Origin of the sequence: Caenimonas aquaedulcis, assembly GCF_015831345.1 — a bacterium.
In the GTDB taxonomy this organism is placed as follows: Bacteria; Pseudomonadota; Gammaproteobacteria; order Burkholderiales; family Burkholderiaceae_C; genus Ramlibacter; species Ramlibacter aquaedulcis.
Genome location: NZ_JADWYS010000001.1, coordinates 1,602,549 through 1,618,201 on the forward strand (window position 1 = coordinate 1,602,549; position 15,653 = coordinate 1,618,201).

Genomic DNA, 15,653 nt, shown 5'->3' on the forward strand with positions numbered 1-15,653 from the left:
TTTTGGCCACTACGACGACGCCCTCGCCCTCTCCTCTTCCTGCAGCCTCAACACCCGCCGCTGCACCTTCCCCGTCGTCGTCATCGGCAAGGCGTCGATGAACTCGATTTCCTTCGGGTACTCGTACGGCGCCAGCTTGCCGCGTACGTGCGACTGCAGTTGTTCGATCAATTGAAGATCGAACTTCGCCGCATCGACTCCCGCCTTCGCCCGTGAGGCGACGAAGTCCGGCGACAGCACCACGAACGCCTTGACCAGCGCACCGCGCTCGCGATCGGGCTTCGGCACCACCGCCGCATTGATCACCGCCGGGTGCTTCACCAGGCAGTTCTCGATCTCGCTCGGGCCGATGCGGTAGCCCGCCGCCTTGAAGACGTCGTCCGCGCGGCCCTGGTACCAGAGGTAGCCATCCGCGTCGCGCGTCGCGAGGTCGCCGGTGCGGCACCAGTCGCCGGTGTACTTGGCGCGCGTCGCATCGGGCTTCTTCCAGTAGCCGAGGAAGAAGATCGGGTCGGGATCGCCATGCACGTCGAAGCGGTTCACCGCCACGTCGCCCGGCACGCCCACGGCGCACTCGTTGCCGTCGTCGTCGATGACGGCGACGCGATGGCCCGGGTAGCCGCGGCCCATGCTGCCGGGGCGCGCGGGCCAGCCGATGCCCTGGTCCGTACGGCCGTTCATGCTGCAGTTGCCCACGACGTAGTTGATCTCCGTCTGGCCGAACATCTCGTTCACGGTGATGCCCAGGTGCTCCCTGCAATAGGCGAACACGGCATCGCCCACGGCTTCGCCCGCGCTCATCATCGCCTCGAGCTTCAGGCGGAATGTCTTCTCCGGCTCGGGATAGGCCTTCATCATCGCCTTGAGCGCTGTCGGGAAGAGGAAGGTGTGCGTCACGCCGTGGTCCTGCATCAGCGTGAACGCGAGCTCCGGGCTGAAGCGCCCGTTGTACGCGACGATCTCGCGGCCGAAGTACAGCGTGGGCAACAGCGCATCCATCAGGCCGCCGGTCCACGCCCAGTCGGCGGGCGACCAGAAGACCGCGTCGCTCTTCGCGTTGGCCACGCCGTCGAAGCCGAACCAGTTCTGGCTGCAGACGAAGCCCGGCAGGTTGCCGATGATCGCGCGGTGCGGCAGGTACGCGCCCTTGGGCGGGCCGGTGGTGCCGCTGGTGTAGATGAGGATCGCGCCCTCTTCCGCGTCGGTGTCAACGACCTCGAACGGCCCGGCCGCCCTGCCCGCGCCCGTGTCCGCCGGCACGTCCGCGCGCGAGGCCGCATCGCCGACACCGATCACCGTGCGCAACGCCGGGCACTGCGCGCGGACCGCCTCGATGTTGGCGATCGAGCTCTCGTCGCAGATCGCCACCACCGCCTCGCTGTCCTGCAGACGGTACTCGAGCGCCTCGGGACCGAACAGCATCGACAGCGGCATCGCGACCGCCCCGAGCTGGAACACCCCCATGTACGCGATCGCCGTCTCGAAGCGCTGCGGCATCACGATGGCCACGCGGTCGCCGCGCTTTACGCCCAGGCCCGTGAGCTGGTGGCTCAAGGCATCCGCGAACTTCTTCAGCGCCCCGTAGGTCAGCGTTCGTGCGGCGCCCGTGGCGCCATGTGCGCGGATTGCGATGCGCGCCGCCGAAGAAGGCTGCGCCGCCCAGCGCCCGCAGCACACCTGCGCGATGTTGAAGCGCTCCGGCACCTCCCAGCGAAAGGCCGCCTGCATGGCGGCGTGGTTGTCCCTGGCTTGACTGACGCTCATCCGCTTGTCTCCTATGATCCGTGGGCCAATGTAGCAAGACCCACCCGATGTACCAACCCCGGCGATCCTTCCGCGACCAGTTCGTCGCGATCCGCAACCTGCGCTACCGCGTGGCCGTGTGGGGCGAACCCGCGCCGGGCAAGACGCCGATGGTGATGGTCCACGGCTGGATGGACGTCGGCGCGTCCTGGCAGTTCATGGTGGATGCGTTCGAAGAGGACCACTACGTGATCGCGCCCGACTGGCGCGGCTACGGCCTGACGGAATCGCCACCCGCGGACAACTATTGGTTTCCCGACTACCTTGCCGACCTCGACTTCCTGCTCGATCACTATGCGCCCGGCGCGCCTGTCAACCTCGTGGGCCACAGCATGGGCGGAAACATCGCCATGCTCTATGCCGGATCGCGCCCGGAGCGCATCCGGCGCCTGGTGAACCTCGAAGGCTTTGGCATGGCAGCCACGCGGCCGTCCCAGGCGCCCAAGCGCTACGCCAAATGGATGGACGAGCTCAAGGCGCTGCACCGCGGCGACATGGCGCTCAAGAGCTATGGCAGCGCCGACGGCGTGGCTCAGCGCCTGATGAAGACCAACCGCCGCCTCGGCCAGGACAAGGCGGATTGGCTGGCGCGCCACTGGGCGAAGCCGGACGCGCAGGGCCGCTGGCACATCCTCGGCGACGTGGCCCACAAGATCACCAACGCGAACCTCTATCGCGTGGACGAGGTGCTGGAGATCTACAAGGCGATCACCGCGCCGGTGCTCGCCATCGAGTCGGACCACGACAGCCTCACGCAGTGGTGGCAGGGCAAGTTCACGCTCGCCGAGTACCACGAACGGCTCAACGCCGTTCCCGATGTGCGGCGCGCCGTCGTCACCGACGCCGGCCACATGCTGCACCACGACCAGCCCGCCCAGCTCGCCCATCTGGTCGAGCCTTTCCTCGCCGATTGAGCGTTCCGGACGGCCAACTCGGCCATAAACGAGAAAAATTACCGCTGGGCTGCGTGCGTCACGGCTCAACAGGTAACAGCGCTTGAAGTAGGAAATGTCCTACCCCACACTTTCCTCACCAAATGTGTTCGAGGTGTCGGATGCGCAGGATTTGTTGGGGATTGTTGCTGTCGTTCATGGCCTGGCCCCTGTCGGCGTCCGCCGATGAGTTCGACCAGGGTCTCGGCACGCTGTGGGAAGTGCTGTGGCACCAGAGCGGCACGCCGACACGCATCGTCCGCTGGGAAAGCGACATCCGCGTGCGCATCTTCGGCGCCAAGGCCGCCGTCCATCGGGACCACACGCTCGAAGCCCTGCAGGAAGTCTCGCGCGAAGCGGGCGTCCGGCTCATCGACGTGAGCGCCCTGCCGCCCGCCGAGCAGCAGGCCAACCTCACTGTCGAGATCGTTTCGGACTCGGCGCTGGAGGACAACCAGCCCTGCGTGACCTTCCTGGACTTCCGCACCGAGACGCGCATCGATTCCGCCACCGTCCAGATGCGCAACCGCGACGCCTGGCGCTGCGCATACCACGAGGCCATGCATGTGATGGGCGTGCGCGGCCACCCTTCGGGCGCCACCGTGCTCAGCTATTTCCCCACGAAGATCGACGGCCTGCTCCCGTTGGACCGGGTGATGCTGCGCGCGTGGTATTCGGAGCGCATGCGCGGCGGCATGACGCCTTTCGAAGCGCTGCCGGTGCTCGCGGACGAACTGGTCGCGGGCCAACCCAACAAGGTGGCAGCGGTCCAGCAACGCGATGCCTTCTTTGCATCCACGCTGCAGCAGATGCAGACCTATGCCAATGGGCAGGGTGACATTCCCGCCATCGTGAAGCGCTCCGGCAAATCCACCGCCGAAGGCATCCGCTTCGGTCGCGGCGAGATGAGTTATTTCCTGGGCATCGCCTACATGGAAGGCGCGACCGCGGCGCGCGACTCGACCATGGCGGTGCGCTGGCTGGAGCGCGCCGCCACCATGGGCAACCGCGGCGCGCAGGCCAAGCTGGGCGCATTCCGGCAGTAGCAGCTCGACAGTAGAGCCCGGCTCGCAGGGCCGGTGGGGCCACCCCAAGGCACGGGGCTTTCGGGCAAACTCGGCGATTCCCTGCCGAGCTCAAGTCATGCCCGAAGCCGTACCCACAGACATCACAGACTCGACCGACGCGCGCAATTTCAAGCGCATCCTCACCCGCAACGTTGCCTTGCCGCTGGCCGTCGGTATTGCCGGCGCGGCGCTGTTCGTCTTCCTCATCGTCTACCTGCTGCACACCATCAGCTGGGTCGAGCACACCGACCAGGTGCTGCGCAAGGCCGGGCAGGTGGAGAAGTTGACGGTGGACAAGGAGACGGGCCTGCGCGGGTTCCTGATCACCGGGGACGAATCGTTCCTCGCGCCCTACGAGGTGGCGGTCCCGCAGTTGCGGGCGGAGTCGGAAGCGCTCAAGCAACTCGTCTTGGACAACCCCCTGCAAAGCGATCGGCTCTCGCGCATCCAGGCGTTGCAGGAGGAATGGGACAAGTTCGCCGCGGAAATGATCACCCTGCGACGCGCCAACGGCGACTATTCGCAGGCGATCCGCTCCGGGCGCGGCAAGCGGCTCACGGACCAGATCCGCACCGAGTACGACGACTTCGTCGCCACGGAACGCCGCCTGCGTCTCGAGCGCAACGACACGGCCAGCCGCAACGCGATCCTCGTGGTCGTGATCTACCTGGCGTTCTCGCTCATCCTGAGCGGCCTGCTGGCGTTCAACGGCCGGCGCGAGTTGATGCGCCTGTCCGCGACCTTCTCCACCGCGCTCGCGCAGCGCGAGCAGCAGGCGGGCGTGCTGCAGTCGCAGGCCTGGCTGCGCGACGGCCAGCGCATGCTCGTGGAAAGCCTCTCGGGCAAGCAGGACCTCCCGACGCTGGGGCACAACGCGCTGGAATTCCTGGCACAGTACCTGGGCAGCGCCGTCGGGGCGATGTACGTCCAGTCCGCCGACGGGCGGCTCGAGCGCGTGGCCGCCTGGGGCTACGCCGCGGACGCGGCCGAGGGCCGCGCCTTCGCCCCGCGCGACAGCATCGTCTCCGAGGTCGCGGCGAGCGCGCGGCAGATCCGCCTGGACTCCGTGCCAGAGGACTACATCCGCGTCACCTCCGGGCTCGGCCACGGCGCGCCGGCCAGCGTGCTGGTCTCCCCGCTCATGAACGACGGCGTGGTGAACGGAGTGATCGAGCTGGGCTGGCTGCGCCCGATCCAGGAGCGCGACGCCGAACTGCTGCAGCTCGCGCGCTCGAACGTCGGCGCCTCCGTCGAGGCCGCCCGTTATCGCCAGCGCCTGCAGGATTCGCTGGAGGAAACGCAGCAGCTCAACGAGGAATTGCAGGTGCAGCAGGAAGAGTTGCGCACGGCGAACGAGGAGCTCGAGGAGCAATCGCGGGCGCTCAAGGAATCGCAGGCGCACCTGGAGAGCCAGCAGGCGGAGCTCGAGCAGATCAACGTGAAGATCTCCGAGCAGCGCGACGCGCTGGACGAGAAGAACGAAGCGCTCAACGCCGCCCGCCACGAAGTGGAGCACCGCGCGGTGGAGCTCGAGCGCGCGAGCCGCTACAAGTCCGAATTCCTCGCGAACATGTCGCACGAGCTGCGCACGCCGCTCAACAGCTCGCTGATCCTCGCGCGCCTGCTGGCCGACAACGCCAAGGGCAACCTGGACGAGGAACAGGTGAAGTTCTCCGAATCGATCTACTCGGCGGGCAACGACCTGCTCAACCTGATCAACGACATCCTGGACATCGCGAAAGTGGAAGCGGGCAAGCTGGAGGTGCGCGCCGAGATCACCGGCATCAGCGCGCTCGCGCAAACGCTGCGGCGTACCTTCGAGCCGCTGGCGGGGCAGAAGCACCTGGACTTCGAACTGACGCTCGCGCCGGGGCTGCCCGAAACGATCTTCACCGACAGGCAGCGCATCGAGCAGATCCTGAAGAACCTGCTGTCCAACGCGCTCAAGTTCACCGACTCCGGCAAGGTCTCGATGCTGGTGCAGCGCCATGGCGAGCGGGAAGTCGCCTTCAAGGTGACCGATTCGGGCATCGGCATCGCACCGGACCAGCAGGAGCTCATCTTCGAGGCCTTCCGCCAGGCCGACGGAACGACGAGCCGCCGCTACGGGGGCACCGGCCTGGGCCTGTCCATCTCGCGCGACCTCGCACGCCTTCTGGGCGGCTCGATCTCCGTCGAGAGCCGGCCGGGGCATGGAAGCACGTTCACCCTGGTGCTGCCGGTGCAGTACGAGGAAGCGCGCGGCCGGCCCGCCGAGCCGACGGCGACGCCGGCGCCCGCGCCTTCTTTCGCGCCCACCGCCGCGCCCGCGCCTGCGACCAGCCTGGGCCGCACCCGTCCGCCGCCGATCGCCGACGACCGCGAGCTCGCGCCCGCACCCGCGCAACGGCGCGTGCTGGTCGTGGAGGACGAGCCGCAGTTCGCGCAGATCCTGCGCGACCTCGCGCACGAGCTCGGCTACCAGTGCATCGTCGCGCAGCAGGCGGACGAGGCGTTCGAACTCGCGGAGCGCTATGCGCCCGACGCGATGCTGCTCGACATGCGCCTGCCCGACAGCTCGGGACTGTCCGTGCTCCAGCGCATCAAGGACAACCCGAAGACGCGGCATATCCCGGTGCACGTGATCTCGGTGGAAGACCTGTCGGAGACGGCGCTGCAAATGGGCGCCATCGGCTATGCGCGCAAGCCCGCCTCGCGCGAGGAGCTGCGCGAGGTGTTCGGCCGCCTGGAAGCCAAGCTGTCGCAGAAGGTCAAGCGCGTGCTGGTCGTGGAAGACGACAAGCTGCAGCGCGAGAGCATCGCGCGCCTCATCGGCGACGAGGACATCCAGATCGAGACGGCGGAGTCCGGCGCGCAGGCCCTGCAGCTGCTGCACACCGACATCTTCGACTGCATGATCATCGACCTGAAGCTGCCCGACATGCCGGGCAACGAGGTGCTCAAGCGCATGGCGAGCGAGGAGATCCGCTCGTTCCCGCCGGTGATCGTCTACACCGGGCGCAACCTCACGCGCGAGGAGGAAGCGGAGCTCTCGCGCTATTCGCGCTCCATCATCATCAAGGGTGCGCGCTCGCCCGAGCGGCTTCTGGACGAAGTGACGCTCTTCCTGCACAAGGTGGAAACGGAGCTCTCCACCGACCGCCAGAAGATGCTGCGCGTCGCGCGCAACCGCGACAAGGTCTTCGAGGGGCGCCGCGTGCTGCTGGTGGACGACGACGTGCGCAACATCTTCGCGCTCACCAGCGCGCTGGAGAGCAAGGGCGCGGTGGTCGAGATCGCGCGCAACGGCCAGGAGGCGCTGGACAAGCTCGCGGAAACCGCCGCGATCGACCTCGTGCTGATGGACATCATGATGCCGGGCATGGACGGCTACACCGCCACGCGCGAGATCCGCAAGAACCCGAAGTGGCGCAACCTGCCGATCATCGCCGTGACCGCCAAGGCGATGAAGGACGACCAGGAGCGCTGCCTCGCGGCGGGCGCCAACGACTACCTCGCCAAGCCGATCGAGCTGGAGCGCCTCTTCTCGCTCATCCGGGTCTGGATGCCCAAGCTGGAGCGCATCTAGGTGCCGGGCAACGCGCAAGCGGTGGACATCGAGCTGCGGCTGCTGGTGGAGGCGATCTACCTGCGCTACAGCCAGGACTTCCGCGACTATTCGCAGGCCTCGCTCAAGCGGCGCGTGCTGCACGCGCAGCAGCAGATGAACTTCGCCACCATCTCCAGCATGCAGGAGCGCATCCTGCGCGACCAGGCGTCCTTCGCGCAGCTGATGCAGTACCTCACGGTGCCGGTGAGCGACATGTTCCGCGACCCGCCCTACTTCCTCGCGCTGCGCCGCCACGTCGTGCCGGTGCTGCGCACCTACGCGTCGATCAAGGTCTGGGTCGCGGGCTGCAGCACGGGCGAGGAGGTGTATTCCCTCGCGATCCTGCTGCGCGAGGAAGGGCTGCTCGAGCGCACCATCATCTACGCCACGGACATCAATCCCGACTCGCTGGAGCGCGCGCGCGCGGGAATCCTGCCGCTGGACCGCGTGAGCAACTACACATCCAACTACCAGAAGGCAGGAGGCCTGCGCAGCTTCTCGGAGTACTACACGGCGGCCTATGGCAACGCGATCTTCGACAAGTCGCTGCGCGACGGCGTCACCTTCGCGGACCACAGCCTCTCCACCGACAGCGTGTTCTCAGAGACGCAGTTCATCTCCTGCCGCAACGTGCTGATCTATTTCAACAAGAAGCTGCAGGACCGCGCAATCGGCCTGTTCCACGAATCGCTCGGCCATCGCGGCTTCCTCGGCCTGGGCTCGAAGGAGAGCCTGGACTTTTCGGTCTGGAGCACGCGCTTCGACCCGGTGTCCAAGCCGGACCGCATCTTCCGCAAGGCATGAAAGTCGGCACCGCCCCCGCCACCTCGCTGCCGGCCGGTTTTCGCCGCGCGGCGCGGATGGTCGCGATCGGCGCCTCCGCCGGCGGCGTCGAGGCGCTGCTGTCGCTGCTGGCGACGCTGCCGGCCGGCTACGCGTTGCCCATCGTCACGGTGCTGCACCTGCCCGAGGACCGCGAAAGCCTGTTGACGGAGCTGTTCGCGAAGCGTTGCGCGATGCCCACGCGCGAGGCGGCGGACAAGCTGCCGGTCGAACCCGGGGTCCTGTATGTCGCGCCGCCGGGCTACCACCTCCTGCTGGAATCGGACATGACCTTCGCCCTCAGCTGCGACGCGCCGGTGCGTTTCAGCCGGCCGTCCATCGACGTGCTGTTCGACTCCCTGGCCGACGCGCTGGGCGCGGAATTCGCCGCGGTGCTCCTGACGGGCGCCAACGACGACGGCGCCCAGGGCCTGGCGCACGCGGGCGCCGGCGGCGCGCTCACCGTCGTGCAGGACCCGGCGGACGCCGCCGTGCCCGACATGCCGCGTGCCGCGATCGCGGCGCGCGATCCGGACTTCGTCCTGCCCTTGAAGGACATCCGGGAATTGATGAACCACCTCGAGCCTTGCCCATGACGCCCGTGAAACTCCTCATCGTCGACGACCTGCGCGAGAACCTGATCGCGCTCGAAGCCTTGATCCGCCAGGAGGATCGCATCATCCACCAGGCGCGATCCGGCGACGAGGCGCTCGCGCTGCTGCTGGAACACGACTTCGCGCTGGCCATCCTCGACGTGCAGATGCCGGAGATGAGCGGCCTCGAACTCGCGGCCATGATGCGCGGCACGGAGAAGACCCGGCGCATCCCGATCATCTTCGTGAGCGCAGGCGCGAAGGAATTGAACTACGCCTTCAAGGGCTACGAAACCGGCGCGGTGGACTTCCTCTACAAGCCGCTCGACCCGCACGCGGTGCGCAGCAAGGTGTCGGTGTTCGTGGAAATCCACCGCCAGCGCCAGCAGTTGCAGGAGGCGCAGGCCGAATTGCAGCGCGCGATCGAGATGCGCGACGACTTCGTCTCCATGGTCTCGCACGAGCTGCGCACGCCGCTCAACACCCTGTACCTGCAAACGCAGCTGCGCCGCCGCGTCGCGAGCGGCGCGACGCTCACGCCCACGCAGCTGAACGCCATGGTGGAACGCGACGAGGCGCAGATCCGCAACATGGTGCGCCTCATCGACGACATGCTGGACGTGTCGCGGCTGCGCAAGGGCACGCTCGCCATCCAGCCCGCGGCCGCGGACCTCGCGCTGCTGACCCGCCGCGTGGTCGAGGCCTATGCCGACCAGGCGGCGAGCGTCGGCTGCCCCATGGAGCTCACGGCCCCGGCATCGCTGCCCGGGATCTGGGACGAGTTCCGCATCGAGCAGGTCGTCGCCAACCTGCTGACCAATGCCATCCGCTACGGGGGCGGCAAGCCGGTACAGGTGAAGGTCGAGGCCTCGGGGCAGGAAGCGCTCGTCTCCGTGCGCGACCAGGGCATCGGCATCGCGCCGCAGGACCAGGGGCGCATCTTCGAGCAGTTCGAGCGGGCGGTGGGCAAGCAGGTTGCGCCGGGCCTGGGCCTGGGGCTGTACATCACGCGCCAGATCGTGGAGGCGCACGGCGGCCGGATCGAGCTCAGCAGCTCCCCCGGCGAAGGCTCCACCTTCACCGTCCGCCTGCCGCGCCGCTCCCCTGCGGCGTGACACAATCCGGGGTTCACCGGAACACTACCATCATGGACGCAGAACGCATCAACCTCATCGGCGGCAAGCTCGCCGACCTCGCCGCCCGTACCCAGTCCCTCCGGGGGTATCTTTGACTTCGATGCCAAATCGGAGCGCCTGAGGACGGTCAACGCGTCGCTCGAAGACCCGCAGGTCTGGAACGACCCGAAGAAGGCCCAGGAACTGGGCCGGGAGAAGAAGCAGCTCGACGGCGTCGTCGGGACGCTCTCCACCCTCACCACTGAACTGTCCGACAACCTCGAGCTCTTCGAGATGAGCAAGGAGGAAGGCGACGACGCCGGCCTCGCCACCATCGAAGCCGAGGCCGACAAGCTCGCCAAGCTGGTGGAGGAGCTCGAGTTCCGCCGCATGTTCAACAACCCGGCCGATCCGCTCAACTGTTTCCTGGACATCCAGGCGGGCGCGGGCGGCACGGAAGCGTGCGACTGGGCGAGCATGCTGCTGCGCCAGTACCTGAAGTACGCCGAGCGCAAGAACTTCAAGACCACGGTCGAAGACGAGACGCCCGGCGACACGGCGGGCATCAAGAGCGCGACCATCAAGATCGAAGGCGAATACGCGTTCGGCCTGCTGCGCACCGAGACGGGCGTGCACCGGCTCGTGCGCAAGTCGCCCTTCGACTCCTCGGGCGGGCGCCACACGAGCTTCGCGAGCGTGTTCGTCTACCCGGAGATCGACGACTCGATCGAGATCGAAATCAACCCGGCAGACGTGCGGGTCGATACCTACCGCGCGAGCGGCGCGGGCGGCCAGCACATCAACAAGACGGATTCGGCCGTGCGCCTCACGCACATCCCGACCAACATCGTGGTGCAGTGCCAGGACAGCCGCAGCCAGCACAGCAACCGCGACGTCGCCTGGAAGCGGCTGCGCTCGCGCCTGTACGACTACGAGATGCGCAAGCGCATGGAAGAACAGCAGAAGCTCGAGGACACCAAGACGGACGTCGGCTGGGGCCACCAGATCCGCAGCTACGTGCTGGACAACAGCCGCATCAAGGACCTTCGCACCGGCGTGGAAATCTCCGCGACGCAGAAGGTGCTGGACGGCGATCTCGATCCCTTCATCGAGGCCTCGCTCAAGCAGGGCGTGTGATGAGGACGGCGGGCCTGATTTTCGACATGGACGGCACGATGATCGATTCGATGCCCTTCCATGCGAAGAGCTGGATCGAGTTCACGCGCCGCCACGGCGTGGACATCGACGTGCCCGAACTGATGCGCCGCACCACCGGCCGCACGGGCGTCGAGTGCATGCGCGAGTTGTTCGAGCGCGACGTCCCCGAGGACGAAGCGCTTGCCTTCATCCACGAGAAGGAAGCGATCTACCGCGAGCTCTTCACGCCGGTCTTCACCGAAGTGGGCGGCTTTCGGCGTTTCGCGGCCGATGCGCATGCGCGCGGCTTCAAGGTGGGCGTCGGCACGGCCGGCGACAGGCACAACATCGCCTTCGCATTCGGTCACCTGAAGATGGACCCCATGCCGCACGCGGTGGTGGGCGGCGACGAGGGCCTGCCCGGCAAGCCCGAACCCGCGATCTTCCTGGAGGCCGCGCGGCGCATGGGCGTGGAGCCCGCGCACTGCATCGTCTTCGAGGACGCGCCCTTCGGCATCGAAGCCGCGCGCCGCGCCGGCATGCGCGCCGTGGCCGTGTGCACCAGCCATTCCCCCGGCGAGCTCGCCGGCGACCATGTGGTGGCGCAGGTGCGCGACTACCATGAACTCCTGCAATCCGACTTTCTGGAGAGACTCTATGCGTGAAGGTCACAACAACGTCATCTACCGTGCCGACTACCAGGAGCCCGCCTTCTGGATCGACACCGTCGACCTGTGCTTCGACCTGGACCCGGCCAAGACCCGTGTCCTGAACCGGATGAAGCTGCGCCGCAACCCCGACGTCATGCCGCAGCCGCTGCGCCTGGACGGCGAGGAGCTCAACCTCGCGCGCGTGCTCGTGAACGGCCAGGGCACTTCCTTCAAGATGGAGAACAACCAGCTCGTGCTGGAAAACCTGCCGGACGGCTTCGAGCCCTTCGACCTGGAGATCTTCACGACCTGCGCGCCCGCGAAGAACACCAAGCTGTCGGGCCTGTACGTGAGCAACGATTCGTTCTTCACGCAGTGCGAGGCCGAGGGCTTCCGGCGCATCACCTACTTCCTCGACCGCCCGGATGTGATGGCCAGCTACACCGTGCTGCTGCGCGCGGACAAGAAAGCCTACCCGGTGCTGCTGTCCAACGGCAACCTGGTGGAACAGGGCGACATGGACGATGGGCGCCATTTCGCGAAATGGGTCGACCCCTTCCGCAAGCCGAGCTATCTCTTCGCGCTCGTCGCGGGGCAGCTCGTCGCGCGCGAGCAACGCATCAAGTCCCGCGCGGGCAACGAACACCTGCTGCAGGTCTACGTGCGCCCCGGCGACCTGGACAAGACCGAGCACGCGATGAATTCGCTCATGGCCTCCGTCGCCTGGGACGAAGCGCGCTTCGGCCTGACGCTGGACCTCGAGCGCTTCATGATCGTCGCCACCAGCGACTTCAACATGGGCGCGATGGAGAACAAGGGCCTGAACATCTTCAACACGAAGTACGTGCTGGCCAGCCAGGCCACGGCGACGGACACCGACTTCGGCAACATCGAATCGGTGGTGGGCCACGAGTACTTCCACAACTGGACGGGCAACCGCATCACCTGCCGCGACTGGTTCCAGCTCTCGCTGAAGGAAGGCCTCACGGTGTTCCGCGACCAGGAATTCAGCATGGACCTCGCGGGCGAAGCCTCGGCGCGCGCCGTCAAGCGGATCGAGGACGTGCGGGTGCTGCGCACCGCGCAGTTCCCCGAGGACGCCGGCCCGATGGCGCACCCGGTGCGCCCGGACCAATACATGGAGATCAACAATTTCTACACCGTCACGGTGTACGAAAAAGGCGCCGAAGTCGTGCGGATGATGCAGACGCTCGTCGGGCGCGACGGTTTCGCGAGCGGCATGAAGCTGTACTTCGAGCGGCACGACGGCCACGCCGTGACCTGCGACGACTTCGCGCAGGCCATCGCCGACGCGAACCCCGAATCGAAGCTCGCGCAGTTGCTGCCGCAATTCAAGCGCTGGTACAGCCAGGCGGGCACGCCGCGCGTGAAGGCCGTGGGCCACTACGACGCCGCCTCCGGCATCTACAACCTCACCCTCACGCAGAGCTGCCCGCCGACGGCGGGCCAGGAGGTCAAGGAGCCTTTCGTCATCCCGATCGGCCTCGGGCTGCTCGGCGCGGATGGCGCCGAGCTCTCGCACGGGATGCACGTGCTGACCGAAGCGACCGAGACGTTGACCTTCCCGGGGCTGCAGGCGGCGCCGGTGCCGTCGATCCTGCGCGGCTTCAGCGCGCCGGTGATCCTGGAATACGACTACACCGATGCGGAACTGCTCACGCTGCTCGCGCACGACACCGACCCGTTCAACCGCTGGGAAGCCGGACAGCGGCTGGCGGTGAACCGTGCGCTGGGCTACATCGGCCAGGACGGGCTCGCGGCAGGCGACATCCGGCTGGACGCACCTTACATCGAGGCGATGCGCACCGTCCTGCGCGACCCGAAGCTCGACGCCGCGTTCAAGGAGCTCGCCCTCACCCTGCCCGCCGAAACCTACCTCGGCGAACAGCTCGACGTGGTGGACCCGCAGCGCATCCACGCGGTACGCGAAGCCATGCGCGAGCAGCTCGCCGGCGCCCTGTACGACGACTGGCAGTGGGCCTTCGAGACGCACAAGGAAAACGGCGCGTACACGCCCGACTCCGTCTCGTCCGGCCGCCGCGCTCTCACCGGCCTCGCGCTCACGAACCTGTGCCTGGCCGCACGCGCGTCCGGCGATGCCGTGTGGCCCGGCAAGGCGCTGCAGCGCTTCAAGGACGCGAGCAATATGACCGACCGCTTCAACGCCCTCGCCGCGCTGGTGACGAGCGGGCACGAGCTCGCGGGCCAGGCCCTGCAGCGCTTCCACGCGATGTTCAAGGACGAGGCGCTGGTGCTGGACAAGTGGTTCGCCCTGCAGGCCGGCGCGCCGGACCGCGGCGGCAACGTGCTGCCCGCGGTGAAGCAGCTCATGAAGCACCCGGACTTCAGCCTGCGCAACCCCAACCGCGCGCGCAGCGTGATCTTCAGCTATTGCAGCGCCAACCCGGGCGGCTTCCACCGCCACGACGCGGCGGGCTACGTGTTCTGGAGTGAGCGCGTGATCGAGCTGGACAGCATCAACCCGCAGGTGGCCGCGCGGCTCGCCCGCGCGTTGGACCGCTGGAAGAAGCTCGCCGAGCCCATGCGCGGCGCGGCGCGCGAGGCGATCGCGCGCGTGGCCGCGAAACCCGATTTGTCCAACGACGTGCGCGAAGTGGTGACACGCGCGCTGGCCGACTGAACCGCAAGGAACCCCAACCATCATGGCATCCAGGAAGAACGCTTTCTACGCCCAGTCCGGCGGCGTCACCGCCGTCATCAACGCATCCGCCTGCGGCGTGATCGAAACCGCGCGCGCCAACAAGGCGAAGATCGGCAAGGTCTACGCGGGGCGCAACGGCATCATCGGCGCGCTGACCGAAGACCTGATCGACACGACGAAGGAATCCGCCTCGGCCATCGCCGCGCTGCGCTCCACGCCGTCGGGCGCCTTCGGCTCGTGCCGCTTCAAGCTCAAATCGCTCGAGGCGAACAAGCGCGAATACGAGCGGCTGATCGAAGTCTTCAAGGCGCACGACATCGGCTACTTCTTCTACAACGGTGGCGGCGACTCGGCCGACACCTGCTTCAAGGTGAGCCAGCTCGCCGACAGCATGGGCTACCCCATCCAGGCCATCCACGTGCCCAAGACCGTGGACAACGACCTGCCGATCACCGACTGCTGCCCCGGCTTCGGCTCCGTCGCGAAGTACGTCGCCGTGTCCGCGCTGGAAGCTTCGTTCGACGTGCGCTCCATGGCCAAGACCTCGACCAAGGTGTTCGTGCTGGAAGTGATGGGACGCCATGCCGGCTGGATCGCGGCGGCGGGCGGACTCATCGAAGACCACGGCATCCCCGTGATCGTGCTGTTCCCCGAAATCGAATTCGACGAGAAGAAATTCCTCGCGCGCGTGGACAAGCTGGTCAAGCAGCACGGCTACTGCACGGTCGTCGTCTCCGAAGGCTGCCACTACCCCGACGGCAAGTTCCTCGCGGAACAGGGCACGCGCGACGCCTTCGGCCATGCGCAGCTCGGCGGCGCGGCGCCGGTGGTCGCGAACATGGTGAAGAACGCGCTGGGCCACAAGTTCCACTGGGCCGTGGCGGATTACCTGCAACGCGCCGCGCGGCACATCGCGTCAAAGACGGACGTGAAGCAGGCCTACGAGCTCGGCAAGGCGGCCGTGCAGCTCGCGCTCAAGGGGCACAACGCGGTCATGCCCACGGTGGACCGCATCAGCGACAAGCCCTACAAGTACAAGATCGGCATGGCGCCTCTCGCCAGGGTGGCGAACGTGGAGAAGTTCATGCCTCGCAACTTCATCACCGCCGACGGCTTCGGCATCACCGAGCCGTGCAAACGCTACCTCAAGCCGCTGATCCAGGGCGAGGACTACCCGAAGTACAAGGACGGCGTGCCCGTGTACGCGACACTGAAGAACGTGCCGGTCGCGAAGAAACTGCCCAAGTTCGACCTGAAGTAAC

At 67.2% G+C, this 15,653-nt stretch carries 11 protein-coding genes; 10 read left to right on the top strand and 1 reads right to left on the bottom strand.

Annotated elements, in window-relative coordinates; translation table 11 throughout:
• Positions 1-9: 9 nt before the first annotated feature.
• Positions 10-1,764, bottom strand: a complete 1,755-nt coding sequence (locus I5803_RS07745) for an acetate--CoA ligase (RefSeq protein WP_231402369.1) — start codon at positions 1,762-1,764, stop codon at positions 10-12.
• Between the two features lie 47 nt (positions 1,765-1,811).
• Between I5803_RS07745 and I5803_RS07750 the strand changes: the two genes are divergently transcribed.
• From I5803_RS07750 to I5803_RS07795, 10 genes are all read left to right on the top strand, one after another.
• Positions 1,812-2,717, top strand: coding sequence for an alpha/beta fold hydrolase (locus tag I5803_RS07750; RefSeq protein WP_196985798.1), 906 nt, complete (start codon positions 1,812-1,814; stop codon positions 2,715-2,717).
• Between the two features lie 176 nt (positions 2,718-2,893).
• Positions 2,894-3,781: a DUF2927 domain-containing protein gene (locus I5803_RS07755; protein ID WP_196985799.1), complete on the top strand. Its 888-nt coding sequence runs from the start codon at positions 2,894-2,896 to the stop codon at positions 3,779-3,781.
• A gap of 97 nt (positions 3,782-3,878) precedes the next feature.
• On the top strand, positions 3,879-7,370 hold the full coding sequence (locus I5803_RS07760) for a response regulator (protein ID WP_196985800.1): 3,492 nt from the start codon (positions 3,879-3,881) through the stop codon (positions 7,368-7,370).
• Complete coding sequence (locus I5803_RS07765) at positions 7,371-8,195, top strand: CheR family methyltransferase (protein ID WP_196985801.1); 825 nt, start codon at positions 7,371-7,373, stop codon at positions 8,193-8,195. It abuts the gene before it with no gap.
• Entirely contained in the window at positions 8,192-8,809 is a 618-nt protein-coding gene (locus I5803_RS07770; protein WP_196985802.1) for a chemotaxis protein CheB, read from the top strand. Before I5803_RS07765 ends, I5803_RS07770 begins: the two co-directional genes overlap by 4 nt.
• Positions 8,806-9,921, top strand: a complete 1,116-nt coding sequence (locus tag I5803_RS07775) for a hybrid sensor histidine kinase/response regulator (protein ID WP_196985803.1) — start codon at positions 8,806-8,808, stop codon at positions 9,919-9,921. Before I5803_RS07770 ends, I5803_RS07775 begins: the two co-directional genes overlap by 4 nt.
• Positions 9,922-9,953: 32 nt before the next feature.
• Positions 9,954-11,058, top strand: a protein-coding gene (prfB, locus tag I5803_RS07780; RefSeq protein ID WP_196985804.1) for a peptide chain release factor 2 whose coding sequence is annotated in 2 segments (ribosomal slippage) — positions 9,954-10,034 and positions 10,036-11,058 — 1,104 coding nt in all. Because the reading frame shifts where the segments join, the coding sequence is not laid out codon by codon here.
• Complete coding sequence (locus I5803_RS07785; protein ID WP_196985805.1) at positions 11,058-11,723, top strand: HAD family hydrolase; 666 nt, start codon at positions 11,058-11,060, stop codon at positions 11,721-11,723. The genes prfB and I5803_RS07785 overlap by 1 nt, the downstream gene beginning before the upstream one ends.
• Entirely contained in the window at positions 11,716-14,370 is a 2,655-nt protein-coding gene (gene pepN, locus I5803_RS07790; RefSeq protein WP_196985806.1) for an aminopeptidase N, read from the top strand. The genes I5803_RS07785 and pepN overlap by 8 nt, the downstream gene beginning before the upstream one ends.
• A gap of 22 nt (positions 14,371-14,392) precedes the next feature.
• Positions 14,393-15,652 (top strand): 6-phosphofructokinase, encoded by a 1,260-nt coding sequence (locus I5803_RS07795; protein WP_196985807.1) that lies wholly within the window; start codon positions 14,393-14,395, stop codon positions 15,650-15,652.
• Position 15,653: the final 1 nt, after the last annotated feature.

What these genes read in the sequence shown, in the direction of transcription:
- I5803_RS07750 (WP_196985798.1), top strand. Translation starts at nt 1,812, where the DNA reads ATGTACCAACCCCGGCGATCCTTCCGCGACCAGTTCGTCGCGATCCGC.
- I5803_RS07760 (WP_196985800.1), top strand. Translation starts at nt 3,879, where the DNA reads ATGCCCGAAGCCGTACCCACAGACATCACAGACTCGACCGACGCGCGC.
- I5803_RS07770 (WP_196985802.1), top strand. Translation starts at nt 8,192, where the DNA reads ATGAAAGTCGGCACCGCCCCCGCCACCTCGCTGCCGGCCGGTTTTCGC.
- I5803_RS07745 (WP_231402369.1), bottom strand. Translation starts at nt 1,764, where the DNA reads ATGAGCGTCAGTCAAGCCAGGGACAACCACGCCGCCATGCAGGCGGCC.
- I5803_RS07785 (WP_196985805.1), top strand. Translation starts at nt 11,058, where the DNA reads ATGAGGACGGCGGGCCTGATTTTCGACATGGACGGCACGATGATCGAT.
- I5803_RS07795 (WP_196985807.1), top strand. Translation starts at nt 14,393, where the DNA reads ATGGCATCCAGGAAGAACGCTTTCTACGCCCAGTCCGGCGGCGTCACC.
- I5803_RS07775 (WP_196985803.1), top strand. Translation starts at nt 8,806, where the DNA reads ATGACGCCCGTGAAACTCCTCATCGTCGACGACCTGCGCGAGAACCTG.
- I5803_RS07755 (WP_196985799.1), top strand. Translation starts at nt 2,894, where the DNA reads ATGGCCTGGCCCCTGTCGGCGTCCGCCGATGAGTTCGACCAGGGTCTC.
- pepN (WP_196985806.1), top strand. Translation starts at nt 11,716, where the DNA reads ATGCGTGAAGGTCACAACAACGTCATCTACCGTGCCGACTACCAGGAG.